Here is a 24,800-nt window from a genome sequence, read left to right as displayed (position 1 = left end):
TTCATGATTCGGTTGGCCGCTGTTTTGCCGCCTGGTAGGCAGCATACAGCTGGTGGTAGATGGGGCCAGGACGGCCCGTTCCAATGGGCTTTCCATCCAGTAGGGTGATGGCCAGCACCTCCTTGGTGGCGCTGGAAAGCAGCAGTTCGTCTGCTGACTCCACTTCGCCACGGCTGAGGCGGCGCAACGCAAAGGGCAGGCCCAGCTCCTGGCAGATTTCCGCTATCAGTCCGTAGCGAATGCCCTCCAGGACCAGATTGTCCGGGGGCGGGCCCAGCACCTCGCCGTTCTTGACCACCCACACATTACTGGTGGCCGCTTCGCTCAGACAATCGCCCCGAAACATCACCGTTTCCACTGCGCCGGCATCGACGCCGATCTGGCGGGCGAACACGGCACCCAGCAGGCTGGTGCTCTTGATATGGGCTTTCTCCCAGCGAAAATCATCGGCGGTGACACACGCCACACCGTTCGCCCGCTGCTCGACAGTTGATACCGGCATTCGGTTGGTCATGGCAAAGACCGTGGGCGTAATGTGCGCAGGCATTGCGTGGTCGCGCAAGGCAACGCCCCGGGTAATCTGGATATAGACCAATTGATCCGTGCGCTGGGCCTCCATTCCCATCGACTCGGCGTAGCTGGCGATCAATCGGGATATAACCGCCTGCCATTGCGCAGCGGACAGGGGGTTGGGTATGCGGAGTTCGGTCAGGCTTCGTTTCAGCCGAGCCATATGCTGTGAAAACCGGAAAGGCTGACCGGCATAGACGGGGACCACCTCGTACACGCCATCGCCGAAGATGAAGCCCCGGTCCATGACGCTGATTTTGGCATCCGCAAGCGGCGTGAATTCGCCATTGAGATAACACGGCAAGGGCGGCAGATATGTCATGGGCTGATTATCGCTGTGGGATATTCCATCAACTTCTACCAAGAAGTTGTCTGGCGGACGCGGGTTTCTACGTATAATCGAAGGCTTTGTAGCGGTTGCTGACCGTAACCCTTCTGTAACCTGGCTGTAATTTGAGATGTCAATAATGGCGCTTGCACACGGTTTTGATACAGATAAGTCCGAAGAGCCGGAAATCAAGCGGCTGACGCGACAAGAAGCGCAGGCGTTGCGTCAAAGCGACCCAGCCTTGTCGCCTTGGTCGGTTGTGGGTTTGCAGTGCGTGGCGGGTTTGTTGGTCGCGCTGGTTGCCTGGGGTGTTTCAGGCAAGGCGGTGGTGGGTTGGTCGGCGGCTTACGGCGCAATTGCGGTGATAATCCCGGCGGCGTTGTTTGCCCGGGGCCTGATGAGTCAGTTTTCTTCGTTGAATGCTGCAACCGCAGGATTCGGATTTTTTGTGTGGGAAGCGGTAAAGATGGCGGTGAGTGTCGCAATGATTGTTGCTGCACCGCGCCTGATCCCGGATTTGAGCTGGTTGGCCATGTTGGCTGGCCTGTTTGTGACTTTAAAAATGTATTGGCTGGCGCTGTTGATGCGCCCCAAGCCTAAACAGATTTGAGAGCTTGAAAGAGTTATATATGTCCGCAGAAGCGCATGCACCATCAGCCAGTGAATATATTGTTCACCACCTGACTCACTGGCAAAACAAGCCGCAAACAGAAATTGTTGACTTTTCGGTCTTCAATATCGATTCCTTGTTCTTTTCCATCGTCATCGGTGTCGTGGGTTGCCTGTTGTTGTGGAGCGCTGCGCGCAAAGCGACTGCAGGTGTGCCAGGGCGTTTCCAGGCTGCGGTAGAAATACTGGTTGAAATGGTGGAGTCGGAAGCCAAGGGTATTGTTCACAATGCCAAAAGCCGCAAGCTGGTTGCTCCGCTGGCGCTGGTGATTTTTGTCTGGATTTTCCTGCTCAACGCGATGGACTTGTTGCCGCTCGATTTGCTGCCGTCCATCTGGGCCCTGATTTTTGAAGCAGCCGGTCATGACCCGGAGCATGCCTATTTGCGTAGCGTTCCTACTGCTGACCTGTCCGTCACCATGGGTATGTCAGTGTCGGTGCTGCTGGTTTGCCTGGTTTACAACGTCAAGATCAAGGGTGTTGGCGGCTGGGCGCATGAGTTGGTATCGGCTCCGTTTGGTACCAGCAAGAACCCGATTTTTGCCGTGCTTCTGGGTGTCGTGAATCTTGCGATGCAGTTGATCGAATTTGTCGCCAAGACCGTGTCACACGGCATGCGACTGTTTGGCAACATGTACGCTGGTGAGTTGGTGTTCATGCTGATTGCCCTGCTGGGTGGCGCTTGGGCATTTTCATTCGAGCCTTCGGGTTTGATGTTGTTGCTCTTGCATGTGGTGGCGGGCTGGGCGTGGGCAGTGTTCCACATCCTGATCATTACCCTGCAGGCTTTCGTGTTCATGATGCTGACGCTGGTGTATATCGGTCAGTCGCATGACTCGCATTGAGTTTCGGTTTGGTTGAGTTTGTTTTGAGTTGTTTTTGTTTTCTTTTTTAGTATCTTAAGGAGTCATCATGGAAGTCATTAGTTTTGTTGCCTTGGCTGCTGGCCTGATCATTGGTCTGGGCGCATTGGGCGCTTGTATCGGTATCGGCATCATGGGTAGCAAATACCTTGAGTCCGCTGCGCGTCAGCCCGAACTCATGGGTGAACTGCAAACCAAGATGTTCTTGTTGGCCGGTCTGATCGACGCGGCTTTCATTATCGGTACCGGTATCGCTTTGTGGTTCGCAACGGCTAACCCGTTCCTGGCTCAAATCGCACGCCTGGTCAAGTAAGACCTATCCACAACGCCTCGTTGAGGGAGATCTACTGTGAGCATTAATGGAACATTGGTGGCGCAAGCCATCGTCTTCGCATTGCTTGTGTTGTTCACGATGAAATTCGTGTGGCCGCCTATCGCGGCAGCATTGGATGAGCGTGCCAGCAAGATTGCTGACGGACTGGCAGCGGCTGATAAAGCCCGCTCCGAGCTCTCGTCTGCCAACAAGCGCGTAGAAGACGAACTGGCCAAATCGCGCGTCGAAACCGCTGCGCGTCTGGCAGATGCAGAGCGTCGTGGTCAGGCCATGGTGGAAGAGGCCAAGGCCAAAGCCACTGAAGAAGGCAACAAGATCATCGCTGCTGCCAAGGTGGAAGCCGACCAGCAGGCGGTCAAGGCCCGTGAGGCACTGCGCGAGCAGGTTGCCGCACTGGCGGTCAAGGGTGCTGAGCAGATTCTCCGCAAGGAAGTCAATGCTGGCGTTCATGCCGAGCTGCTTGGCCGGCTGAAGACTGAGCTTTAAAGGGTCACCATGGCTGAACTTGCCACTATTGCCCGGCCCTACGCCGAAGCGCTTTTCAAGGCTTCGGCGGCTAAGCTGTCGTCTGCTGCTGTCTGGGTTGACGAGCTGGGGTCGATTGCCGCCAATGCGCAATTGCTGCAGTTTGCTGACAATCCGAAGGTAACGGTCGATCAGGTCTTTGAGTTGATCGGTTCCGTTACGAAAACGGCGTTGCCAGAGAAAGCCAAAAACTTTTTGCGCACCGTCATAGAAAACGGCCGTCTGAACGCGCTGCCTGAAATTGCTTCCCAGTTTCGCGCATTGAAGAACGCCCAAAGCGGATCTTCTGATGCAGTGGTGTACAGCGCCTTCCCTATTGACGGGTCGGCATTGGCTGAAGTGGCTGTCATGCTCGAAAAGCGTTTTGGCCGCAAGCTAAACGCATCGGTTGTACTGCAACCCGAGCTGATTGGCGGCATTCGCGTGGTGGTCGGTGACGAGGTGCTTGACACCTCTGTCAAAGCCCGTCTGGAACAAATGAAAGTAGCCCTCACAGCCTGAAGGCATTGCCTTGGGTTGTTGGCCTAATTTAACGAAAGAAGGAAAGAGTCATGCAACTCAATCCAGCAGAAATTTCTGAACTGATCAAGAGCCGTATTGAAGGACTGTCCGCTAGCGCAGACATCCGCAATCAAGGCACTGTTGTGTCCGTGACCGACGGCATTTGCCGTATTCATGGTTTGTCCGACGTGATGCAGGGCGAAATGCTCGAATTCCCGGCTGGCAGCGACGGTTTGCCTACTTACGGTCTGGCCTTGAATCTGGAACGCGACTCCGTCGGTTCCGTGATTTTGGGTGAGTACGAGCACATCTCGGAAGGCGATACCGTCAAATGTACGGGTCGTATTCTGGAAGTGCCGGTTGGTCCTGAGTTGCTTGGCCGCGTGGTGAACGCACTGGGTCAGCCTATCGATGGCAAGGGCCCTATCAACGCCAAGATGACCGACGTGATCGAAAAAGTCGCGCCTGGTGTTATCGCCCGTAAATCGGTTGATCAGCCCATGCAAACCGGCCTGAAGTCCATTGACTCCATGGTGCCCGTGGGCCGTGGTCAGCGCGAGTTGATCATTGGTGACCGCCAGACCGGTAAAACGGCTGTGGCGATTGATGCCATCATCAACCAAAAGGGCCAAAACGTAGCCTGTATCTACGTGGCTATCGGTCAAAAAGCTTCTTCCGTCAAGAACGTGGTGCGCTCCCTGGAGCAGGCCGGCGCGATGGAGTACACCATTGTGGTGGCTGCTACCGCGTCTGAATCGGCCGCCATGCAGTACGTGTCGGCCTACTCCGGCTGCACCATGGGTGAGTACTTCCGTGATCGTGGCCAGGACGCGCTGATTGTGTATGACGATCTGTCCAAGCAAGCGGTCGCTTACCGCCAGGTATCGTTGCTGTTGCGCCGCCCACCAGGCCGCGAAGCCTATCCTGGCGATGTGTTCTATCTCCACAGCCGTCTGCTGGAGCGTGCCGCACGCGTGAACGAAAAGTATGTTGAAGACTTCACCAAAGGCGAAGTCAAAGGCAAGACCGGTTCGTTGACTGCGTTGCCAATCATTGAAACGCAAGCTGGCGACGTGTCTGCTTTCGTGCCAACCAACGTGATTTCGATCACGGACGGTCAGATTTTCCTGGAAACCTCATTGTTTAACGCCGGCATTCGCCCCGCTATCAATGCCGGTATCTCGGTTTCTCGCGTCGGTGGCGCCGCTCAGACCAAACTGATCAAGAACCTGTCTGGTGGTATCCGTACCGACTTGGCCCAGTACCGTGAATTGGCTGCTTTTGCCCAGTTCGCCTCTGACCTCGACGAAGCGACCCGCAAGCAGCTCGATCGTGGTGCCCGCGTGACTGAGTTGCTCAAGCAAGCACAGTACAGCCCGCTGCCAATCAGCCTGATGGGATCCACACTGTTCGCAGTGAACAAGGGTTTCATGGATGACATCGCAGTGAACAAGGTTCTGGCGTTTGAGCATGGTTTGCACGGCTATCTGAAAGACAAGCACGCTGCCCTGTTGGCCAAGCTGGAAGCTGTCAAGGCGATGGACAAAGAGGCTGAAGCCGAATTGACCGCTGCTACGACGGCCTTCAAAAAGTCATTTGCCTGATTCTGATTCCGTAGACATCACCGTCTCCATCCAGAGTCACGAATCACTTTAAGCAAAAGGGGCAAATATGGCATCAGGCAAGGAACTACGCACCAAGATCAAATCGGTGGAAAACACCAAGAAGATCACAAAGGCCATGGAAATGATTTCCGTGTCCAAGATGCGCAAGGCACAGGAGCGCATGCGCGCTGCCCGTCCTTACAGCGAAAAGGTTCGTAACATCGCCGCCAACTTGGGTAAAGCCAACCCCGAGTATGTTCATCCATTCATGAAAGCCCACGACGCCAAGTCAGTGGGATACATTGTGGTGTCGACAGACAAGGGCTTGTGTGGCGGTTTGAATACCAACCTGTTTCGTGCCGTAACTCTGAAGTTACGCGAGACTCAAAGCGCAGGCAAATCACCGCTGTCGGTTGCGATCGGTGGAAAAGGGCTGGGGTTTTTGAGCCGTATCGGTGCAAAAGTCGTATCCCACGTCACCCACCTCGGTGACAAACCACACCTGGACAAGCTGATTGGCCCTGTCAAGGTGCTGCTCGATGCTTACACCAAGGGTGAAGTCTCTGCGGTTTACCTCTGCTACAACAAGTTTGTCAGCACGATGCGCCAAGAGCCTGTGGTCGAGCAATTGTTGCCCCTGTCTGCAGAAAAAATGCAGGCAGAGACCAAGGCAAGTGGTTCGCAGCCTGGCTGGGACTACATCTACGAGCCGGACGCGCAAACAGTGATCGACGAGTTGCTGGTGCGCTATGCCGAGGCACTGGTGCTGCAGGCGGTTGCTGAAAACATGGCTTCCGAACATGCGGCGCGCATGGTGGCCATGAAGGCTGCGACCGACAACGCCGGCAATGTGATTGCCGAGCTCAAGCTGATCTACAACAAGACGCGGCAAGCGGCAATTACGAAAGAACTTTCGGAAATTGTGGCTGGTGCAGCAGCGGTGTGACCCCCGGGTCACGTGCAGCGGTTTAAATGAATTTATTTTTGGAGCAAACGTAATGGCTCAAGCAAATGTGAACGCAGGCGTTCAGGGAAAAATTGTCCAGTGTATCGGTGCCGTGGTGGACGTGGAGTTCCCACGCAGCCAGATGCCGAAGATTTATGACGCGCTCAAGATGGATGGCTCTACGCTGACTCTCGAAGTGCAACAGCAATTGGGTGACGGCATCGTGCGTACCATTGCTTTGGGCTCATCCGACGGCCTGCGTCGCGGCATGATCGTCAAGAATACGGCCCAAGGCATTATGGTTCCCGTCGGCAAGGCAACCCTCGGCCGCATCATGGACGTGCTCGGTGCGCCCATTGACGAGCGCGGTCCCGTCAGCGCCGAGTTGACCATGCCCATTCACCGCAAAGCTCCCGCTTACGATGAGCTGAGCCCTTCGCAAGAGCTGCTGGAGACCGGCATCAAGGTGATTGACCTGGTTTGCCCGTTCGCCAAGGGCGGCAAAGTGGGTCTGTTCGGTGGTGCCGGCGTGGGCAAGACCGTGAACATGATGGAATTGATCAACAACATCGCCAAGGCACACAGTGGCTTGTCCGTGTTTGCTGGTGTGGGCGAGCGTACCCGTGAAGGTAATGACTTCTATCACGAGATGGCTGACTCGGGTGTGGTGAACCTCGAGAACCTCGAAGAATCCAAAGTGGCCATGGTTTACGGTCAGATGAATGAGCCTCCAGGCAACCGTCTGCGCGTGGCGTTGACTGGTCTGACCATTGCCGAGTCGTTCCGCGACGAAGGCAAGGACGTGCTGTTCTTCGTGGACAACATCTACCGCTACACACTGGCCGGTACCGAAGTGTCCGCTTTGTTGGGTCGTATGCCTTCCGCCGTGGGTTATCAGCCTACACTGGCTGAAGAGATGGGTCGCTTGCAAGAGCGTATTACGTCGACCAAGGTGGGCTCCATTACATCGATCCAGGCCGTTTACGTCCCTGCCGATGACTTGACCGATCCATCGCCTGCGACCACGTTTGCGCACTTGGATTCCACTGTGGTGTTGTCCCGTGATATCGCATCGCTGGGTATCTACCCTGCGGTTGACCCACTGGATTCGACCAGCCGTCAGTTGTCTCCTAACGTGGTGGGCGAAGACCACTACAACACAGCCCGCGCCGTGCAGGGTACGCTGCAGCGCTACCGCGAACTGCGCGACATCATCGCCATCATGGGTATGGATGACTTGGCTCCAGAAGACAAACTGGCTGTGGCACGTGCCCGCAAGATCCAGCGTTTCCTGAGCCAGCCGTTCCACGTGGCTGAAGTGTTTACCGGCTCGCCTGGCAAATATGTTCCCTTGTCGGAAACCATCCGTGGTTTCAAGATGATTGTGAACGGCGAGTGCGATCACATGCCTGAGCAGGCTTTCTACATGGTCGGTACGATCGACGAAGCCATCGAAAAGGCCAAGAAGGTTTAATCGCCGGACTGTCCCTGAACGGCAAAAGGAAACCCTATGTCCACCATCCATGTTGATGTGGTTAGTGCAGAAGAGTCCATCTTCTCCGGTGAGGCCAAGTTTGTGGCCCTTCCTGGAGAGGCTGGAGAGCTTGGCATTTACCCCCGCCACACGCCACTGATTACCCGCATCAAGGCCGGTTCGGTGCGCATCGAAAAAGCTGACGGCACCGAGGAATTTGTCTTCGTGGCCGGAGGCATTCTGGAAGTGCAACCCAACTGCGTGACTGTAATGTCGGATACAGCGGTTCGCGGCAAAGACCTCGATGACGAGAAAGCCAATGCCGCCAAAGCGGCCGCGGAAGAGGCCCTCAAGAACGCCAAAAGCGAAATTGATATGGCCAAGGCGACCTCTGAACTGGCTCTGATGGCTGCTCAGATTGCGGCATTGCGCAAGTACCGCCAAAAGCGGTAAACCGCAATTTGCGGATCACAAAAGCCGCCTTAGGGCGGCTTTTGCTTTTCTAGGACAAACTGGGACGATCAGGCAACTCGTTGACGTTCGCGTCTCCGGGCTGCACGGGAAAATGCCGAATCAACTGCTCTGAAACATCTTCCAGGGCCTGGTTCAGGCCTTCTTCAATGCGGCCGGCACGCATGGATGCACCCAGGCGCGTCACCGTGGCATGCCACTCAACGGCTGATACGTATTGGTTGAGTCCCCGGTCCGCTACCAGTTCAATCGCATGCTCCGCCAGCAAAAGATAGATCAGTACGCCATTGTTGTGCTCGGTGTCCCACACCCGCAGCTTGCCAAATTGCATCACTGCACGTTGGCGTGTCAGTGTGCTCGTAGGTTCATCTCGCAGCAAGTAGCTATTGGGTAAGCCAGCCTCAATACAAATGCGGATTTCGCCGCTATGGCGCGTTTCGCTGGCAGCCACCTTGTGCATGAGGCGCTCGACCATGGCAGGCGGAATCGTTCGAGCCGAATCGTCCGTCCACCGGTGTTTGAAAACGCGTTTGAGCTGCTCAATCATTACCAATTCCCTGACGCGCCACCGCCGCCAAAGTTGCCGCCACCGCCAGAGCTAAATCCGCCTCCGCCGCCACCGCGACCGGAACCCCAGCCTGATCCGCCGCCCGCACCAAAGCCGCCCATGCCGCCCGGCCCGCCGCGGCCTCCCCGCATGCCGGAGACCAATGCGAAGACCACGGCCACCACGCCTGCCAGGATGGCAACCCAGAGGCTTGCGGTCATGACCATTGCGATTACTCCAACGACACCGCCCGTTAAAAAAGCACCCAGCTTGTTGCCTGCGACCTGGCGGGCAATCGATCCGACAACAAGCACACCGAAAAACAGAAAGATGGCGAGGTCCTGCCATTGAAAACCAGCGATGGCTCCTCTGCCGTTCACACGCTGGGCCGGCGCAGGCAGCGCTTCACCCCTTATCAGCGCCATGATTTGCTCCGCACCGGCGTCCAGACCACCGGCATAGTCGCCCTGTTTGAATCGCGGGGTGATGGCGTCGTCAATGACCCGCTTGGCGGCCAGATCGGGGATGGCACCCTCCAGTGACTTCGCCACTTCAATGCGGAGTTTGCGGTCGTCCTTGGCAACAATCAGCAACAGCCCGTCACCGATCTCCTTGCGTCCAATCTTCCAGACATTGCCCACGCGATTGGCGTAGCTCGCAATGTCCTCTGGCAGGGTTGTGGGAACCATCAGCACGACAACCTGGGAACCACTGGAGGCTTCGAACGATGAGAGCTTGGTTTCCAGAGATTGCCGTTGATCCGCATTCAGCGTGCCGGTTCCGTCAATCACGTGCCCGGTAAGGGGTGGAACCGGCAGCACGCCCTGCGCACTGGCAACCGAAGTAGCCAGCATCCAAAGCAGTGTGAAAAGCCAGCGAAACAGCACGGGGTGCCTACTTCTTGTTGAAGTCGACGACTGGTGGTGACGAAATGGCCGCCTCGTTCTGGACAGAAAAGGCCGGCTTGGGCTGATAACTGAAGGCCATCGCCGTCAGGTTGGTGGGGAAACTGCGTGCCAGTACGTTGTATTCCTGCACGGTCTGGATGTAGCGATTGCGTGCCACCGTGATGCGGTTTTCAGTCCCTTCCAGTTGCACCCGTAAGTCGCTGAATCCCTTGTTGGCCTTGAGATCGGGATAGCGTTCACTGACCACCATCAGGCGGCTCAGCGCACTGCTGAGTTCACCCTGGGCCGCCTGGAACTTCTGGAACGCCTCGGGATTGTTCAACGTCTCTGGCGTAACCTGAATGGATGTCGCCTTGGCCCGGGCTTCGATGACCTTCGTGAGGGTGTCCTGCTCGAAGGACGCTTCCCCCTTCACGGTGGCCACAATATTGGGCACGAGGTCGGCGCGCCGTTGGTACTGATTCAGCACCTCGCTCCATGCGGACTTGCTTTGTTCGTCCAGCCGCTGAAAATCGTTGTAGCCGCAGCCCGTCAGGGCAAGTGCCGCCAGCAAAGCCAAAATCCACTTTTGCATTCTGATCTCCCACAAATATGACCACGCTAGCATACATGGGGACGCGTCCGCCGCCAAACACGGCAAAATGATCCACTCCGCGACCCCTACAAAGAACCCATGCCCAAAGCACGCCAGCAAGTCGCCACCCTCGGTGGAACCCCGGATGAGGTGGAAGCCACCTTTTACGAAGCGCTGCAATCGGCGGATATTGAGAAACTAATGGCCTGCTGGGCGGATGAAGACGACGTCGTTTGCATTCATCCCGGCGGTCCGCGGGTGGTGGGCTTCAGTGCGGTCCGTGCGGCTTTTGACGCCATGTTTTCCAATGGCGGAGCGATACTGGCACGGCCAGAGTCGATACGCCGTATCGATTCTCTTGCTGCTGCGGTGCATAACCTGCTGGAACGGGTCGAGGTCATGACGCCAGAGGGCCCGGTCCAAGCCTACGTACAGGCCACCAACGTGTACCACAAGACACCCCAGGGCTGGAGGATGGTGGTCCACCACGCAAGCCCTGGTGACGAGAGCGAGGCCCAGGAGGTCAACCAGACTACGCAGGTGTTGCATTGAGTCAAAAGTGCCATTGGCCCCCATGCAGTCTGCGTGAGAAGCTATGAAATATATAGCGCCTTCCTGGCTGCCCGGCGGCAATTTGCAGACGATATGGCCTGCCCTGTACGCACGCCGGGTGTTTGGTCCGCAGCCGGTGTATCGCCGTGAGCGGTGGACCGCCCCGGATACAGATTTCATCGATGTCGACTGGCTGGCCGGCCCTCCGGGCGAGGTACTGCTGGTACTGTTCCATGGTCTCGAAGGATCGTCGGGGAGCCATTACGCAGAAGCATTCGCCGATTTTTCCCGCGAACACAAAATGGCTTTTGCCGTGCCGCACTTTCGGGGCTGCAGTGGCGAACTCAATCTGGGACCGCGCGCCTACCACTCCGGGGATTTTGAGGAGATTGGCTGGGTGCTGGAGCGCTTTCGGAAAATGCATACCGGCCCGATCGTCGCAGTGGGTGTGTCGCTGGGGGGCAATGCGTTGCTGCGGTGGGCGCAGGAAATGGGTGAGGAAGCCGCTCGGGTCGTCTCGGCCGTTGCCGCCGTCAGCTCGCCGATTGATCTGGCTGCAGGCGGCCATGCCATTGGCCGCGGATTCAACCGGCAGGTCTACACCCGCATGTTTTTGAACACCATGAAGCCCAAGGCGCTGAGAAAACTCGCCCAGCATCCCGGACTGTTTAACCGCGATGCCCTGATGGCTGTCAAAGACCTCTACGCGTTTGACAACCTGTTCACAGCACCTCTGCATGGCTTCAAGAACACGGAGGACTACTGGAAACGGGCATCCGCCCGGCCGCACCTGCATCGCATCCGGATTCCTGCGCTGGTGGTCAATGCCCTCAACGACCCCTTTGTGCCGGCGTGGAGCCTTCCCGCCCCGCATGAAGTGGGCAGGCATGTCACACTGTGGCAGCCCGCGCACGGGGGACACTTTGGCTTTCCCCATGGTCGTCCGCCGGGCCGTGTCCGCGCCATGCCCGAAGCGGTGGGGGGCTGGCTGATGCAGTTTGCCCGCCCCATACACGCCACAGTGGATTAGAACCATGGACGACATCGTCAAACAAGCCATGGCCAAATGGTCCAATGTGCCCGACTGCTATGGCTGGCTGGGGCTGGATGCGCGGGGCAACTGGTACATGCGCGACGACCGCGTGCAGGCGCTGGGCGCTTTTGCGAGCGGACTGCCTGGTGCCAAAGGCTCGTTGCTGCAGCACGAAAAACTCATTGACTTCATCCAGCGCAATTACGCGTGCGACGACCGTGGGCAGTGGTTCTTTCAGAATGGCCCGCAGCGGGTCTACGTGGAACTGGAGGCGACACCCTGGGTATGGCGCGTGCAGCCCGATTTTTCGTTGCGAGCCCACTCTGGCCAAGCTACGTTTTGCACGCGATGCCTGATGGACGAGTTTGGGTGGCTGTATCTGGAAACTCCATTGGGCTTGGGTCTTGTGCACACGCAGGACATGGTGCTGGCGGTCGTGGCGGTAGATTCTGGGCAGTGGGCGGTGGAAGAAATACAGCGCAGTGATTTGTCTGTAATCTATGGGTATGTCACCAGCCCGGTTTCCCTGCACGCACAAAAAAAGCCGGTGTAAGTCGCCGGCTTTTTTGGGAGTGAATTTACCGAACTATTTCGCTGCTTCGGGTTTCGCCGGTTCTGCAAACTTGGCGCCACCTGCATTGGCCATATAAACCACGGCACGACCAATCTCAAAGTCACTGAAATCTCCGCCTTCTTGTGCGCCCATGGCATTTTTGCCCTTGAGTGCAGAGTTCAACAATGCGTCATAGCCCGTCTTGATGCGGGGGCCCCAAGCGGCTGCATCGCCAAACTTGGGTGCGCCCACTACGCCGGCTGTGTGGCAGGCCGTGCACTGGGCATTGAACACCTGTTCGCCGGTTTTCATTTCACGATTGGCGTCGCGTATTTCGACCATACCAATCTTTTGAATGCGCTCTGCGATGTCCTTTTCAGGGTTTACAGCACCGGCAGCTGGCTTGTTGGCCGAGGTGACGAAATAAACCAGGCCAATGATGATGAAAATTGGAATAACAAAAGAGAAAAATACTGCCAGCAACAATTGCTTGGGATTTTTGATGGGGCCAGTATGGTCCTCATCGTGAACAGTTGCGGGGCTGTTGTCGCTCATGGTGTCCTCAAAAAGTCGGGGGCTTCGGAATCAGCGCCCGATTATAGCGGTCACCTCTTTGAAAGCACCTACAATGTAGCCTTCGGTTTGCGGCTGTAGCTCAGTGGATAGAGTATTGGCCTCCGAAGCCAAGGGTCGTGGGTTCGATCCCCGCCAGCCGCACCATTTCATTTCATGTCAGAAGACAACCAGATAGAAATTCCTCATTCGTTTGTGGCTTTGTACCTGGATCCCGGGCGCTCAAAGCCCAACGCGTCGCGGGCAGTCATCGCGCAACGCTATGAATTCTGCGAAGACCTTGCGTGCATGCTCACGGAAACGGCCAAAGACCAGTTATTTGGTTTGGGCATCACTGAAGACGCAGTTTTGCAGCGATGCCTTCAAGGCTTGAATGGTGTTGAGTCAGGGGTTAGTGGAACCGAGGCAGTCTGGGTCGTGCGTCGCCTGTCGGAGTTGCTGGACTGGACACCTCTCGATTAGTCCTTGGGTCAACCCAAAGTTGAATCCTGGAATATGCTGTTGCCTTGTATGCACAAAGGATTGACATGACACACTTTTCAAAACGCGCGTTTCTGGTGCTGGCGGGCTCCGTATTGGCCCTGGGGCTGCATGCCCAGCAAGTCAGCCCGATACGCATCGGCTCCAAAATCGACACCGAGGGCAAGCTCTTGGGCAATGTGATGGTGCTGGCGCTGGAAGCCCGCGGCATCAAGACCGAAAACCGCGTCTCCTTGGGCAACACCAAAGTGGTTCGAACGGCATTGCTTGCCGGCGAGATTGACATGTATCCCGAATACACCGGCAACGGCGCCTTCATGCTGGGTGATGAGAGTAACAAGGCTTGGAAAGACCTGCGGTCAGGCTATGAGCTGGCGAAAAAAATGGACTTTGAACGCAACAAAATTGTCTGGCTGGAGCCCGCCAATGCGAACAACACCTGGGCCATTGCCGTGCGTAAAGATGTGGCAACAGCCAACAAGTTGCGTTCGCTGGATGACGTTTCCCGCTATGTGGCGGGTAACGGCGCCTTCAAACTGGCGGCTTCCGCGGAATTCATGGAACGCCCGGATGGCTTGCCCGCTTTTCAGTCGGCCTACGCCTTCAAATTGCGTCCTGAACAGACGCTGGTACTGGCAGGGGGTGACACAGCGGCCACGATACGGGCCGCTGCCGAAAAGACGTCAGGCGTGAACGCCGCCATGGCCTACGGTACCGATGGTCCGCTGGCGGCCTTGGGCTTGTTGATCATGGAAGACCCCCGAGGTGTGCAGCCCGTCTATGCACCGGCCCCGCTGATTCGCGAAGAGGCCTTGAAGCGGCAACCCAAAATTGCCGAAATTTTGGCGCCGATTTTCAAGTCGCTGGATGGGCCTACTTTGCAGCAACTCAATGCGCGTATCCAGCTGGAAGGACAGGACCCGAAGAAAGTCGCGGGCGATTACCTGCGTTCCAAGGGTTTTATCAAGTAGCTTGGCGCAGGGCGTGATGGGAATGATGTGAGCTTCAATCCCGTTCTGGCGCTGATTAACGTGTTGGGCCTATGGGCCGCACTGGCCCTTCCGCTGTTACGGGTCGCCCCCAACCGGCTCGTGTCGGGTGACCCGGTCTACCTGGCGGAATTGCTGCAAACTCCTTCAAGGGGCCTTTTCCCAGCGGGTTGGGTCGTGCTCATCGTTGCGGCAATGGTCGCGGCTATTTTTGGGTCTGCACGGCGCTGGGTTCATTGGGGCGTAGTCGGGATTGCCGCCGTCTGGATGGCGACGCTTGTCTGGCTTGCGGGCCACCACGCCAGCGCCACAGCGTTGACGGAGTCCCCACTGGCACGCACCGCGCTGGGCGCGGGATTCTGGAGTCTGTTCGCCCTGTCCTGGCTTCTGTGTCTGGATGCGGTGGAACGATTGCAGATCGGTTTCCTTCCGCGCATGGCGCTGGTGGCGTCGGTTGCAGTCCCTATGGCGAGCGTCGTTGGTCTGGGGTATTGCGATGAACTGTCCATCCTGAAGGAATACGCCAACCGAAGCGATGTGTTTGCCACTGCGGTTCTGCGGCATCTGCAAATTGTGGCCACCGCCATCGTGCCGACTGTGCTGTTGGGCTTGCCGCTGGCTTGGGCTGCTTACCGCCACGCGCGCGTGCACTCGCTGATGTTTCCATTCCTCAACCTGGTACAGACCATTCCCTCCATTGCCCTTTTTGGCCTTTTCATGGCGCCTTTGGCCTGGATGGCAGAGAGCTACCCCCTGCTCGGCCGCGCGGGCATCCGCGGCGTGGGGCTCGCACCCGCGGTTCTGGCCTTGTTCCTGTATTCCCTCTTGCCTGTGGTGCGATCTGCGGTCGCCGGGTTGCAGCAGGTGCCGGGGGCGGTCAAGATGGCTGCACGCGGAATGGGCATGGGAGCCGGTGCCATCTTCTGGCGGGTGGAGGTGCCACTGGCCTTGCCGGTTTTGCTACTGGGGTTGCGTGCCGCGGTGGTGCAGACCATTGGACTGGCTGCGGTGACGGCCCTGGTGGGTGCTGGCGGTCTGGGTTCCCTGATGTTCGAGGGACTCTTCAGTGGAGCCAATGAATTGGTGTTGCTCGGCGTGGTGCCCATTGTCGTGCTCGCGGTGCTGGCCGATGGGATGTTCAAGGCGCTTTCAGCCGTGTTGAAGGGGCCTGTCGCGTGATTGAGTTCCAGAATATCAGCAAGTCGTATGACGGCATCAAGGCCGTCGATGGTTTGAACCTGACTATCGCGCGCGGGGAGTTTGTGGTGCTGATTGGTCCCTCCGGCTCGGGAAAGACGACGGCCTTGCAGTTGATCAACCGTCTGCTGGACCACGACTCGGGCCGCATTTTGTTCGAAGGCAAGGAGATTTACAGCTTCAACGTGCGCGACTTGCGCAGACGCATGGGCTATGCGATTCAGTCGGTCGGCCTGTTTCCGCACTGGACTGTTGAGCGCAACATTGCCACCGTGCCTCAATTGTTGGGTTGGGAGCGCAGCCGCATCGACCAGCGGGTGACGGAGTTGCTGACGCTTTTCGCCATGGATCCCGCGATCTTTCGCACGCGCTACCCGCACCAGCTCTCGGGCGGTCAGCAGCAGCGGGTGGGGGTCGCGCGCGCGCTGGCAGCAGACCCCGCAGTGCTGTTGATGGACGAACCGTTTGGCGCGCTGGACCCGGTGACGCGAGCCGCCTTGCAGCTGGAAATGAAACGCGTGCACGAGAATTCGGGCAAGACCATCGTGCTGGTCACCCATGATATTGACGAGGCGCTGCTATTGGCCAGCAAAGTCGTGGTGCTGGACCGGGGGCGCGTGGTGCAGGTCGGCTCGCCGCTGGAGTTGCTGTCGAAGCCGGCCAATGACTTTGTGGCCGATTTCATCGGGCGTGCCGACCGGGGCATCAAGCTCTTGTCCTTGCGCGCCATTGAGCCCTATGTCGGCAGCGCACCCGCAGCGCCCGACGCGCCCAGCATCGCGATTACCGCCACCGTGCGGGAAGCGGTGTCCTGCATGGCTGCGGCCGGAGTGGCGGTGCTGGGCGTGTGCAATCGCGACGGGCGTGTGGTGGGCAGCGTGCAGGCCGCTGATTTGTTGTTGCCTGTGCGCCATGGCTGAACCCAGCGAAGACGGGGCCTCTCGGACCAGGCGCGTGCTGTGTGACCGACTGATGTGGGCCGTGGCCCTGCTGCTGGTTTTGGCCTTGTGGCTGCCGCATTCACAGGGGTGGTTTGCTGCGCTGTTTCCGGAGCTGGACAGGCCGGTTTACCGGCAGGAGCCGTTTATTGAATTGCTGTGGCAACACGTCTGGCTGGTGCTGGCATCGAGCACGTTTTCAGTGGTTGTGGGCATTGCGGCGGGTGTTGCGGTCACGCGCCCTGCAGGTCGGGCATTTCGTCCGTTGGTGGAAGCTATTGTGTCTATGGGGCAAACCTTCCCGCCCATCGCCGTGCTGGCGGTCGCAGTGCCCGTAGTGGGGTTTGGTGAGTTACCGGCGCTGATCGCTCTGGCGCTCTACGGGCTTTTGCCGGTCGTGCAGTCCACTATTGCGGGGCTGGAGTCCGTCCCCAAGCCCGTGAACGAGTCGGCCCAGGCCATGGGAATGACGCCCGCCCAATTACTGTGGCGCGTACAAATGCCGCTGGCACTCCCGTTGTGGGTGGCAGGCATTCGTACCTCCGTGATCATCAATATCGGTACTGCGGCCATCGCCTCCACCGTGGGCGCAAAAACACTGGGCTCGCCCATTATTGTGGGCCTGAGCGGCTTCAACACCGCGTATGTGATTCAGGGCGCGGTGTTGGTCGGCCTCCTGGCGGTAACCGTGGACATGGCTTTTGAGCGGCTGGCCGGGTGGGTTGCCTGGCAGCGGTGAACATGCCCGTAAGTCGCGCGACTTATCGGGCACATGGGCAGTACTAAGGTTTAACTATCAAGCCTTCTTGGCGTAGGCACTGCACCAGCCTTTGCCAGCTACTTGCTTGCCGGCAAACAGCGGGCAGCCACCTGCCGCGTCAGTCGCCTTGCCCTGGAACAATGCGCAGCTGGTGCATGCCTGGCCTGCCGCGTACTTGGGGAACTTGACCTTGTCGGCCTTGGTAGCGTCTGCGACGTAGCCCAGTGCTTTGGCTTGCGGGTCAGATTCCAGCAATGCGGCTTGCGCCTGCGCCTGGGTGCTCAGCGTGGCTGCAGCCAGAAGGCCTGCACCAGCGAGGGATTGAATGACAAAGGTTCTGCGATTGGTGGTCATGATGTGAGGTCTCTCAAGAAGAGTGTTCGACGCCAAGATGGACGTGGCCGCAGTCTACTGCGAACCGTAAACACGACGCTTGCGCTCAGACATGGCACGCAGCGCCAACGCGCCCAGCGCATTCCGGCCGCAAGGCTTGCGAAAGGCTGACGCTAATGCTGCCCCGCGTCACCGTTAGGGATGGACTCTCGTTGGAGAGGGATATTTTTTCAATATTCCCCCCATTCATTTCAACTTGGGACCGATCTCACTTGCTTACATTGCGGGCTCGGTGCGGCGCGTCAGGTGATCGTCACAAACAGGGAAACAACAATTTTTGGAGACAAACATGATCTGGCAACAAATCTACGATCCGTTCGGCAACATGATCATTTCCACCTTGCTGGCTGCTGTGCCGGTGGTGGTCATGCTGGTGTGCCTTGGCTTTTTGCACATCAAGGCGCACATTGCGGCGGGGCTGGGCTTGATCAGCGCATTGGCGATTGCGGTGCTGGCTTACGGTATGCCGGCTGAAATGGCGGGCAAGGCCGCTTTGCTCGGTGGTTTCACCGGCCTGTTGCCTATCGGCTGGATTGTGCTCAACATCATTTTCTTACAGCAGCTGGCCGAGCAAAATGGCAGCTTCACGGTGTTGCAGGACTCCTTGTCGGGTATCACTGCAGACCGCCGCCTGCAACTGCTGCTGATTGCGTTTTGCTTTGGCGCTTTCTTTGAAGGCGCTGCGGGCTTCGGCACCCCTGTCGCGGTGACCGCCGGTATTCTGATCGGCCTGGGCTTTTCACCGCTGGCCGCATCGGGTCTGTCGCTGATTGCCAATACGGCGCCCGTCGCCTTTGGCGCTTTGGGTACACCGGTGATCACGCTGGCCAAGGTGCACGGTTACGACCTGATGGAAGTGACTGCCATGATCGGTCGCCAGTTGCCTTTCTTCTCACTCCTGGTGCCGTTCTGGTTGATTTGGGCGTTTGCGGGTCGCAAGGCGATGATGGAAATCTGGCCGGCCATTTTGGTGACCGGTTTGTCTTTTGCCATTCCGCAGTACCTGGTGTCGAACTTCATCGGCCCTGAGTTGGTGGACATCATTGCGGCCATCGTTTCCATGGTTGCCCTGGTCCTTTTCCTGCGTGTTTGGCAGCCCAAGACCATCTGGCGCTCCACCTCGCTCAAGGGCCACGAGCACGATGGCGGCGACGCGAAGCCCGAAGTCGCGACCGTCATCCACTCGCGCGCAGCCCTGATCAGCGCGTGGACGCCCTGGGTCATCCTGACTGTGTTCGTTTTCATCTGGGGCCTGCCACCGGTCAAAGCCTGGCTCAACAGCCTCTATGCACCGACCTTTCCCATGGCCGGACTGCACAACATGATTGAGAAAGTGGCGCCCGTCGTCACCAAACCCACCAAGGAAGCCGCGGTTTACACGCTGAACCTGTTGTCTGCCACCGGCACCGGCATCTTGCTGGCCGCCATCGTGGGTGCGCTGGTGATGAAATACAAGGTGGTCGAGATTGTGCGCACTTTCGTTCGCACCCTGTGGCTGGTGCGCTACTCGCTCATCACCATCGTGCTGATGCTGGGCTTGGGCACACTCACCCGTTACTCGGGCACCGACACCACGCTGGGCCTGGCGTTTGCCAACACCGGCGTGTTCTACCCGTTCTTCGGTACCCTGATGGGCTGGATTGGCGTAGCCATGACCGGCTCGGACACCGCATCCAATGTGCTGTTTGGCGGCATGCAAAAGGTCGCGGCTGAGCAATTGGGCCTGAGCGCTAACCTGATGGGTGCCGCCAACAGCTCGGGCGGCGTCATGGGCAAGATGATCGATGCGCAGTCCATTGTGGTCGCGTCCACCGCCACCCGCTGGTTCAACCACGAAGGCGACATCCTGCGTTTTGTGTTCTTCCACTCCATCGCACTGGCCTGTCTGGTCGGTGTGTTGGTGACGCTGCAGGCCTATGTGTACCCGTTCACCCTGATGGTGGTGCACTAGCCTTGTTCTAAACAAACAGTGCCTTTAGCCCCCGTGTAATATGCGTTAGCAGCTATCTATTTAGTAGCAACTTCCCGTGGCTAGCGGGGCCAACGAAACCCGCGATCAGGCAACTGACGCGGGTTTTTTGTTCCTCTCCATCAGGGCGGCAAGGCGCATGGGGCGGCTCAGCAAAAAACCTTGAAGGAGGCTGCAGCCGAACTGAAGCATGAAGCTCATCTGGGCATCTGTTTCCACACCCTCGGCAACCACCTGCAGCTTCATGTGCTTTCCAAGATCCAGGATGGTGCGCACGATGGCGCCATCGCCCAAATTCTGCGGCAGGCCGCTGACAAAGGACCTGTCGATCTTCAGCGAAGTGATGGGCAGATTCTTCAGGCGCGACAGGGATGAATGTCCCATGCCGAAATCGTCCAGGCTGATCTTGAAGCCGCGTTGGCGCAATCGGCGCATTACCGGAATCACTTTATCGGGTTCCTTCATCACCATGCTTTCCGTCAACTCAAGGCACAGACAATGCGATGGAATGCCAGATGCGTGCGCCACGGCGGCCAACTCGTCCGGCAAGCTGGCGGTGATGAATTCGGATGCGGCCATGTTGACGTTGAGCTGCAAGTGCGCAAACCCTGATGCGTGCAGCAAGGCCAAGTCGCGGCAGGCATGCTCAAGCACCCAGCGCCCAATCTGCACAATCAGGTGACTCTGCTCTGCGATCGGAATAAACACATCGGGGCGGACGACTTCGCCGTTGGGCCGACGCCAGCGAACCAAGGCCTCGACTGCGACCATGCGGTCACGGCTGCAGTCAAACACGGGCTGGTATTCCAGGAAAAATTCATCGTCGACCAAGGCGCGATGCAACTCGGCTTCCATCGCCAGTTGTCGTGCCATTGACGACTGCTGCACATCCATCGCTTTGGACAGGCTGTTCAGAAATCCCACAGCATTGCGTCCGCCTTGCTTGACGCGGTACATCGCCGCGTCCGAACCCCGTAAAAGTGCCTGCGCGGTACACCCGTTCACCGGAAACATGCTGATGCCCACGCTCGCTGAGACCGTCAGCGTGTGCCCTTCAAACTGGAATGGCGTCAGCGCAGCTTGCAACACACACTCGGCCAGCGTGCGCAGTTGCACGATGGATCCGGTCATGGGCGCCGTCAGGATCGCGAACTCATCGCCCCCCAGGCGACCCACATGGCAGCCTTTGGGCGCCAGCGCGAGCAGGCGCTGCGCGAACGCGTGCAGTACCCCATTGCCGGCATCGTGGCCGAAGGCATCGTTGATGGGTTTGAAGCGGTCCAGATCGATATACAGCACACCAAACGATGCCTGCGACGCCGTGGCGCCCGTACAGGCCGCTTCCAGAAGATGGTGGAAATGCCCCCGGTTGTTCAAACCGGTCAGGTCATCGATCTGCGCAAGATGGCGGACGTACGCTTGCTGTTCAAGACGCTGGACGGTTTGCGCTATGAGGCTGCCAATCGATGCCGACAAATTGGGCAATTGCGCTTCGCGCTGGCGAAACAGGCTGCTGAAAAATTCCAGCACACCCGGGCTATGGCGCTGGCCGTCAGCCGTGACATACGAGACCGGAAATGCGTAGCCCGATTGCAGACCGCTTCCCTGCGCGCTCTTGCGGCGCAAGAAGCCGGGGTCATTGGGTGCGTCCTCTACCCAGCATGCTCGTGCACTGGACCAGACTTCACCGACCAGGCCTTCACCCGGCGCCATTGTGATTGAGCAGCTGTCCTGTGTGAACGCCTTGAGAGATGGGTCCGGTGTGTGCCAATAGTGCTTGCACGCGAGTTGGTGTAGGCCCCTCGAATCTGCTTCCATCGACCAGTAGGCACCCCACTCCCAGCCCAGGTTCTCGCACACGAGCTGAATCACCTGGATGACCGCTTCGGTCTCGCTGTGCGTTCCAATGACGAGTTGCGTCGACTCAAAACTGAACCGCTCCCGCATGGCCGCGTGTTTGGAGGACGTAATGTCCGTCAGCACGCCACTGTGAACCAGGGGCATTCCCGCGCTGGATGGATTTGCCAATACCGACTTGATGCGCAGCCAGCGCAAACCCTCGACTTCATTGATGATGCGAAATTCGCAATCGATCGGAACCCCTGGCGCGTCGCGCCGCTCCAGGGCCACTTTCAACATCAGCATGTCTTCAGGCACGACTTGCGCAAAACACGCTTCAAGTGAAGCGTGCCACCCCACATCGACATCCAGAAATCGCGCGGCCACGCCCGACACCCCCATTTGGGCGGTCGGTCCGTCGAGCCACCAGCGACCGAAGCCCGCCGCGTTTTCGATCGCATCGGTTGCGGGTGCCGACTCCAGTGAGAGCCGCAATGTGGGTGCTATGTCCATGTTCGGGTAGATTGTATTGGTGCGCTGCACTGAAAGGGTGCAACCCTGCTAGGCCACCCTGAGCGCCTTCATGGGGGTGCGCTGTCCCGTCAGAACCTCAACCAAGTTTTCAACATCGATTTCCTGGATCAAGAGGGTGCCTCCATTGGCTTTGATCAACCGGGGCACCAGCTGTCCATGGGCCTGGCCGGCGAAGGGGGACGGCATGATGTGCGGCGCACTGAACTCGGGTACGGCGTGCAGCGCATCGACCAGCAGTCCAATGGTGTGCATGCCGTAACGCACGATGATGACCTGACTTCGACCATCCACGGTCGACCGCTTGCCATGAATCAAAAAACCCAGATCGTAGGCCCAGACAAACGGGTGCGGGTGCTCGGAGGGGTTGCTCCGCGGAACCAGCATGCCGATGCGCTCCGGGCGATCGGTCGTGCTGACGTGGGTGATTTCACTGGCGGGCCTTGCCTCCAGCACATGCTCGGCTGACAGGGCGAAGAGTGCACCTGCGCTGTAAAAAGTGGCAAATTCGTGCCCGCCAGCAGGGGGCGAATCGTCTGCCAAAGCGAAGGCGGCGTGGTGCCCTGTGGCGCCCTCCTGCACGGCCCCCAGTTGGGTAATGACCACCGAGAGCACGTCTTCGCGGTAGCCATCTGTGACCTTGAATTCGCGGTAGCCGCTGGATACGGAGCAACCCAGTATGGTGTAGTGCCCGTCGTAGACCACGGTGCGGGCGACGCTGCTGCCGTTGGCCAGGGCCAGCAGATCGGCGGGCAGCTCCAGCGTGGTACCCACTAGCTTGGCGGGGTCCGTGCTGGAGAGAATGCTGGCATTGCGGTCCACATAAAAGGCGGTGACGCCGGCCTTGTCTTCCAGGGCCCCGCGCAGCATGGCCAGCAATTCAGGCGACGAATCAAACACAATGCCGATGCCCCCGACCACACGCGCCTCGTCTGCCGGATCACGGATGGCTGCGTGGTAAATGTAGGTGGGCTCGCTGCCATACAGCGGCGATGCCTGGAACGGCGTGACATGGTAGGACTGCTCGGTGGGCAAGGCCAGCACCTGGTTCAACGTAGCGGCATCCACCGACTGGCCCACTACGCCCCCATCGGCCGCGGCCCCGGACGACGGGCCCGTGCTGGCAAGGATCACACCGCCCTGGTCGTACACAAAGATGCGTGTGTAGACGGTGTAGAGCTTGTTGATGTATTCCAGGATGCCGGTGATGCGCCGCACGCTGTCGGCGGTCTGCAAGGGTGCGGCCAAGGCGCTTCGCAACTCGGGCGTGAGCGCCCACCAGCGGCAATCGTCGGTGCGCTCGTACAGGTTGCGGTCCAGCAGGTCGACCAGCAGACGCGACACAAACTCGGCGTGGCTGAGGCTGGATTCCAGCACGGTTTCGTACAGGTCGCGGATGGACTGCGAAAACAGTTCACTGCTGCGCGTGCCGGTCTCACTGATCTGCTCCAGAATCGATTTCAACTTTTGTCGCTCGCCAGGCTGCCCAGCCGTAATCACCTGCCCATTCCAGACCACCCGCTGAATGGTTTCGGTGGCGGTCATGATCTCAAACAGTGGCGGGCTGAAGGAACTCGCGTGCGATAGCAGACCATTGGCCACGGCCGGATCGAGCTGGGCCAGCGTGTTGCGCACACGGCCGGAAAACGCCAGCTCCACTGGCAGCATGACCTGCCCCTGCCAACCCTGCGGCCCCCCATAGCCCTGGTAGCCTTCGGCGGCAAAGGTTCGCACCAGATATTCACGCCCTCCGTACACCATCAGTTGCGGGCTGGCCGTGCGGTTGACCGGCACCACGGCGTCGAGCGCAATCCAGCCGGTGTCGGCGCTTGCAATGACGCGGTTGTGTGCGTCCAGCAGCAACATGTTGGAGCGTCCTTCGGGGTCGCGGTGTGAGCGGAAGATGCCCGCCATTTCTTCCTCAAAACCAAAGCACAGGCACAGCACACCCACGACTGCGCCGGTATCCGGGTGCAGCATGCGCCGCGCGTAAATCAGTGATTTGGACTTGCCCGGCCGCAGGTCGGTGAAGCGAAAGGTTTCTACATAAGTGTCGCTCGCCAGAGCCTGGGCAATCAGCGGGTCCACGCTGCCTTCTATCGGTGTGCTTTCGTCAATCTGGACGAGCACATTGCCCGCGGTATCGAGCAGGATGATCTCGTCGTAGACCGTGTATTTTCTGCGGTAGGCGCGCAGCCGCAGCCGGATGGCATCCGGCGCGTCGTGCAGACCGGCCACGAACGCGCACAGCTCGCGGTCGGTCGCCAGAAAGCCGACGTCGGCCGTGCGCTCAAAAAGATTGCGCACCACGATGTCAATCACGTACTGGGCCTTGGTGCCAATGGCGTCCAGTGCGTTGGACACTTTTTCGCTTACCAGGCTGGAGACCAGTTCCTTCTCCAGCCGGTTGAAGCCCGCGCGCGTCGCGGCCATGGTGGGCAGTATGGTTTTGGCCTCCACCGGGCAGTTCATCTTGGCGGATGACTCAATCATGCGCCACATGAGGTTGAGCTCATGCAAAGACTGCTCGCAGCGAATGACATCGCGCATGTAGGGCAAAAAAGTGTCGAGGGGGAGGGGAAAGTCGTTCTGCATGAAGCATCTTCACAGTCGGGGTGAGGTCAACTACGCAACTAGCATGCCATCGCCTTGCAGCCTTGGATGGTCCCGGGTTTTATT

Annotated in this window: 26 protein-coding genes and 1 tRNA gene; 19 read left to right on the top strand and 8 right to left on the bottom strand. The window is 58.5% G+C overall.

Annotated features, from left to right (window positions below; genetic code table 11):
* Position 1: 1 nt before the first annotated feature.
* Entirely contained in the window at positions 2-892 is an 891-nt protein-coding gene (locus AC097W_RS06695; RefSeq protein ID WP_479601711.1) for a D-amino acid aminotransferase, read from the bottom strand.
* Between the two features lie 145 nt (positions 893-1,037).
* Between AC097W_RS06695 and AC097W_RS06690 the strand changes: the two genes are divergently transcribed.
* The 9 genes from AC097W_RS06690 to AC097W_RS06650 all read left to right on the top strand — a co-directional run bounded on the left by AC097W_RS06690 (position 1,038) and on the right by AC097W_RS06650 (position 8,267).
* On the top strand, positions 1,038-1,508 hold the full coding sequence (locus AC097W_RS06690) for an ATP synthase subunit I (protein WP_479601710.1): 471 nt from the start codon (positions 1,038-1,040) through the stop codon (positions 1,506-1,508).
* Positions 1,509-1,527: 19 nt separating this feature from the next.
* Positions 1,528-2,412, top strand: coding sequence for a F0F1 ATP synthase subunit A (gene atpB, locus AC097W_RS06685; RefSeq protein ID WP_479601709.1), 885 nt, complete (start codon positions 1,528-1,530; stop codon positions 2,410-2,412).
* A gap of 67 nt (positions 2,413-2,479) precedes the next feature.
* Positions 2,480-2,743 carry a F0F1 ATP synthase subunit C gene (gene atpE, locus AC097W_RS06680; RefSeq protein ID WP_479601708.1) on the top strand — a complete coding sequence of 88 codons (264 nt, stop codon included), beginning with the start codon at positions 2,480-2,482 and terminating at the stop codon, positions 2,741-2,743.
* Between the two features lie 36 nt (positions 2,744-2,779).
* Complete coding sequence (locus AC097W_RS06675; RefSeq protein WP_479601707.1) at positions 2,780-3,250, top strand: F0F1 ATP synthase subunit B; 471 nt, start codon at positions 2,780-2,782, stop codon at positions 3,248-3,250.
* A 9-nt stretch (positions 3,251-3,259) separates the two neighbouring features.
* Positions 3,260-3,790 carry a F0F1 ATP synthase subunit delta gene (locus AC097W_RS06670; protein ID WP_479601706.1) on the top strand — a complete coding sequence of 177 codons (531 nt, stop codon included), beginning with the start codon at positions 3,260-3,262 and terminating at the stop codon, positions 3,788-3,790.
* 50 nt (positions 3,791-3,840) lie between these two features.
* Positions 3,841-5,394 carry a F0F1 ATP synthase subunit alpha gene (atpA, locus tag AC097W_RS06665; protein WP_479601705.1) on the top strand — a complete coding sequence of 518 codons (1,554 nt, stop codon included), beginning with the start codon at positions 3,841-3,843 and terminating at the stop codon, positions 5,392-5,394.
* A gap of 67 nt (positions 5,395-5,461) precedes the next feature.
* Complete coding sequence (gene atpG, locus AC097W_RS06660; RefSeq protein WP_479601704.1) at positions 5,462-6,340, top strand: F0F1 ATP synthase subunit gamma; 879 nt, start codon at positions 5,462-5,464, stop codon at positions 6,338-6,340.
* 52 nt (positions 6,341-6,392) lie between these two features.
* Complete coding sequence (gene atpD / locus AC097W_RS06655; RefSeq protein WP_479601703.1) at positions 6,393-7,814, top strand: F0F1 ATP synthase subunit beta; 1,422 nt, start codon at positions 6,393-6,395, stop codon at positions 7,812-7,814.
* Positions 7,815-7,850: 36 nt separating this feature from the next.
* Complete coding sequence (locus AC097W_RS06650; protein ID WP_479601702.1) at positions 7,851-8,267, top strand: F0F1 ATP synthase subunit epsilon; 417 nt, start codon at positions 7,851-7,853, stop codon at positions 8,265-8,267.
* A gap of 49 nt (positions 8,268-8,316) precedes the next feature.
* Here the strand turns inward: AC097W_RS06650 and AC097W_RS06645 are convergent, their stop codons facing one another.
* From AC097W_RS06645 to AC097W_RS06635, 3 genes are read right to left on the bottom strand one after another with little or no spacing between them, the layout of a single operon-like run.
* Complete coding sequence (locus tag AC097W_RS06645; RefSeq protein ID WP_479601701.1) at positions 8,317-8,832, bottom strand: TPM domain-containing protein; 516 nt, start codon at positions 8,830-8,832, stop codon at positions 8,317-8,319.
* Entirely contained in the window at positions 8,832-9,686 is an 855-nt protein-coding gene (locus tag AC097W_RS06640) for a TPM domain-containing protein (RefSeq protein ID WP_479602072.1), read from the bottom strand. The genes AC097W_RS06645 and AC097W_RS06640 overlap by 1 nt, the downstream gene beginning before the upstream one ends.
* Positions 9,687-9,726: 40 nt before the next feature.
* On the bottom strand, positions 9,727-10,314 hold the full coding sequence (locus AC097W_RS06635) for a LemA family protein (RefSeq protein ID WP_479601700.1): 588 nt from the start codon (positions 10,312-10,314) through the stop codon (positions 9,727-9,729).
* A 99-nt stretch (positions 10,315-10,413) separates the two neighbouring features.
* Here AC097W_RS06635 and AC097W_RS06630 point away from each other — a divergent pair, with 99 nt between their 5' ends.
* From AC097W_RS06630 to AC097W_RS06620, 3 genes are read left to right on the top strand one after another with little or no spacing between them, the layout of a single operon-like run.
* Positions 10,414-10,866 (top strand): YybH family protein, encoded by a 453-nt coding sequence (locus AC097W_RS06630; protein WP_479601699.1) that lies wholly within the window; start codon positions 10,414-10,416, stop codon positions 10,864-10,866.
* A gap of 43 nt (positions 10,867-10,909) precedes the next feature.
* On the top strand, positions 10,910-11,896 hold the full coding sequence (locus tag AC097W_RS06625) for a YheT family hydrolase (protein WP_479601698.1): 987 nt from the start codon (positions 10,910-10,912) through the stop codon (positions 11,894-11,896).
* Between the two features lie 4 nt (positions 11,897-11,900).
* Positions 11,901-12,452, top strand: a complete 552-nt coding sequence (locus AC097W_RS06620) for a DUF2946 family protein (protein WP_479601697.1) — start codon at positions 11,901-11,903, stop codon at positions 12,450-12,452.
* Positions 12,453-12,485: 33 nt separating this feature from the next.
* On the opposite strand, the gene AC097W_RS06615 is transcribed toward AC097W_RS06620, so the two are convergent.
* A complete protein-coding gene (locus tag AC097W_RS06615) occupies positions 12,486-13,007 on the bottom strand; it encodes a c-type cytochrome (RefSeq protein ID WP_479601696.1) in 522 nt (173 codons plus the stop codon).
* A gap of 89 nt (positions 13,008-13,096) precedes the next feature.
* Here AC097W_RS06615 and AC097W_RS06610 point away from each other — a divergent pair.
* From AC097W_RS06610 to AC097W_RS06585, 6 genes are all read left to right on the top strand, one after another.
* Positions 13,097-13,172: transfer RNA gene (locus tag AC097W_RS06610), tRNA-Arg, on the top strand.
* 9 nt (positions 13,173-13,181) lie between these two features.
* Positions 13,182-13,487, top strand: a complete 306-nt coding sequence (locus AC097W_RS06605) for an ATPase with chaperone activity (RefSeq protein ID WP_479601695.1) — start codon at positions 13,182-13,184, stop codon at positions 13,485-13,487.
* Positions 13,488-13,546: 59 nt separating this feature from the next.
* Positions 13,547-14,476 (top strand): glycine betaine ABC transporter substrate-binding protein OsmF, encoded by a 930-nt coding sequence (osmF, locus tag AC097W_RS06600; protein ID WP_479602071.1) that lies wholly within the window; start codon positions 13,547-13,549, stop codon positions 14,474-14,476.
* 27 nt (positions 14,477-14,503) lie between these two features.
* On the top strand, positions 14,504-15,673 hold the full coding sequence (locus tag AC097W_RS06595) for an ABC transporter permease (RefSeq protein WP_479601694.1): 1,170 nt from the start codon (positions 14,504-14,506) through the stop codon (positions 15,671-15,673).
* Positions 15,670-16,611 (top strand): ABC transporter ATP-binding protein, encoded by a 942-nt coding sequence (locus AC097W_RS06590; protein WP_479601693.1) that lies wholly within the window; start codon positions 15,670-15,672, stop codon positions 16,609-16,611. The genes AC097W_RS06595 and AC097W_RS06590 overlap by 4 nt, the downstream gene beginning before the upstream one ends.
* Entirely contained in the window at positions 16,604-17,368 is a 765-nt protein-coding gene (locus tag AC097W_RS06585; RefSeq protein WP_479601692.1) for an ABC transporter permease, read from the top strand. The genes AC097W_RS06590 and AC097W_RS06585 overlap by 8 nt, the downstream gene beginning before the upstream one ends.
* Before the next feature lie 57 nt (positions 17,369-17,425).
* Here AC097W_RS06585 and AC097W_RS06580 read toward each other — a convergent pair whose 3' ends face one another.
* Positions 17,426-17,743 (bottom strand): high-potential iron-sulfur protein, encoded by a 318-nt coding sequence (locus AC097W_RS06580; protein WP_479601691.1) that lies wholly within the window; start codon positions 17,741-17,743, stop codon positions 17,426-17,428.
* A 328-nt stretch (positions 17,744-18,071) separates the two neighbouring features.
* Between AC097W_RS06580 and AC097W_RS06575 the strand changes: the two genes are divergently transcribed.
* Entirely contained in the window at positions 18,072-19,733 is a 1,662-nt protein-coding gene (locus AC097W_RS06575) for an L-lactate permease (protein WP_479601690.1), read from the top strand.
* A gap of 105 nt (positions 19,734-19,838) precedes the next feature.
* On the opposite strand, the gene AC097W_RS06570 is transcribed toward AC097W_RS06575, so the two are convergent.
* Complete coding sequence (locus tag AC097W_RS06570) at positions 19,839-22,103, bottom strand: EAL domain-containing protein (protein WP_479601689.1); 2,265 nt, start codon at positions 22,101-22,103, stop codon at positions 19,839-19,841.
* Between the two features lie 48 nt (positions 22,104-22,151).
* Positions 22,152-24,716 (bottom strand): chemotaxis protein CheW, encoded by a 2,565-nt coding sequence (locus AC097W_RS06565; RefSeq protein WP_479601688.1) that lies wholly within the window; start codon positions 24,714-24,716, stop codon positions 22,152-22,154.
* Between the last annotated feature and the right edge of the window lie 84 nt (positions 24,717-24,800).

The sequence above is a fragment of the Rhodoferax sp. GT1R46 genome (genome assembly GCF_056521285.1).
The sequence above is the reverse complement of the archived record's forward strand: the minus strand, read 5'-3'. Positions and strand labels throughout refer to the sequence as shown.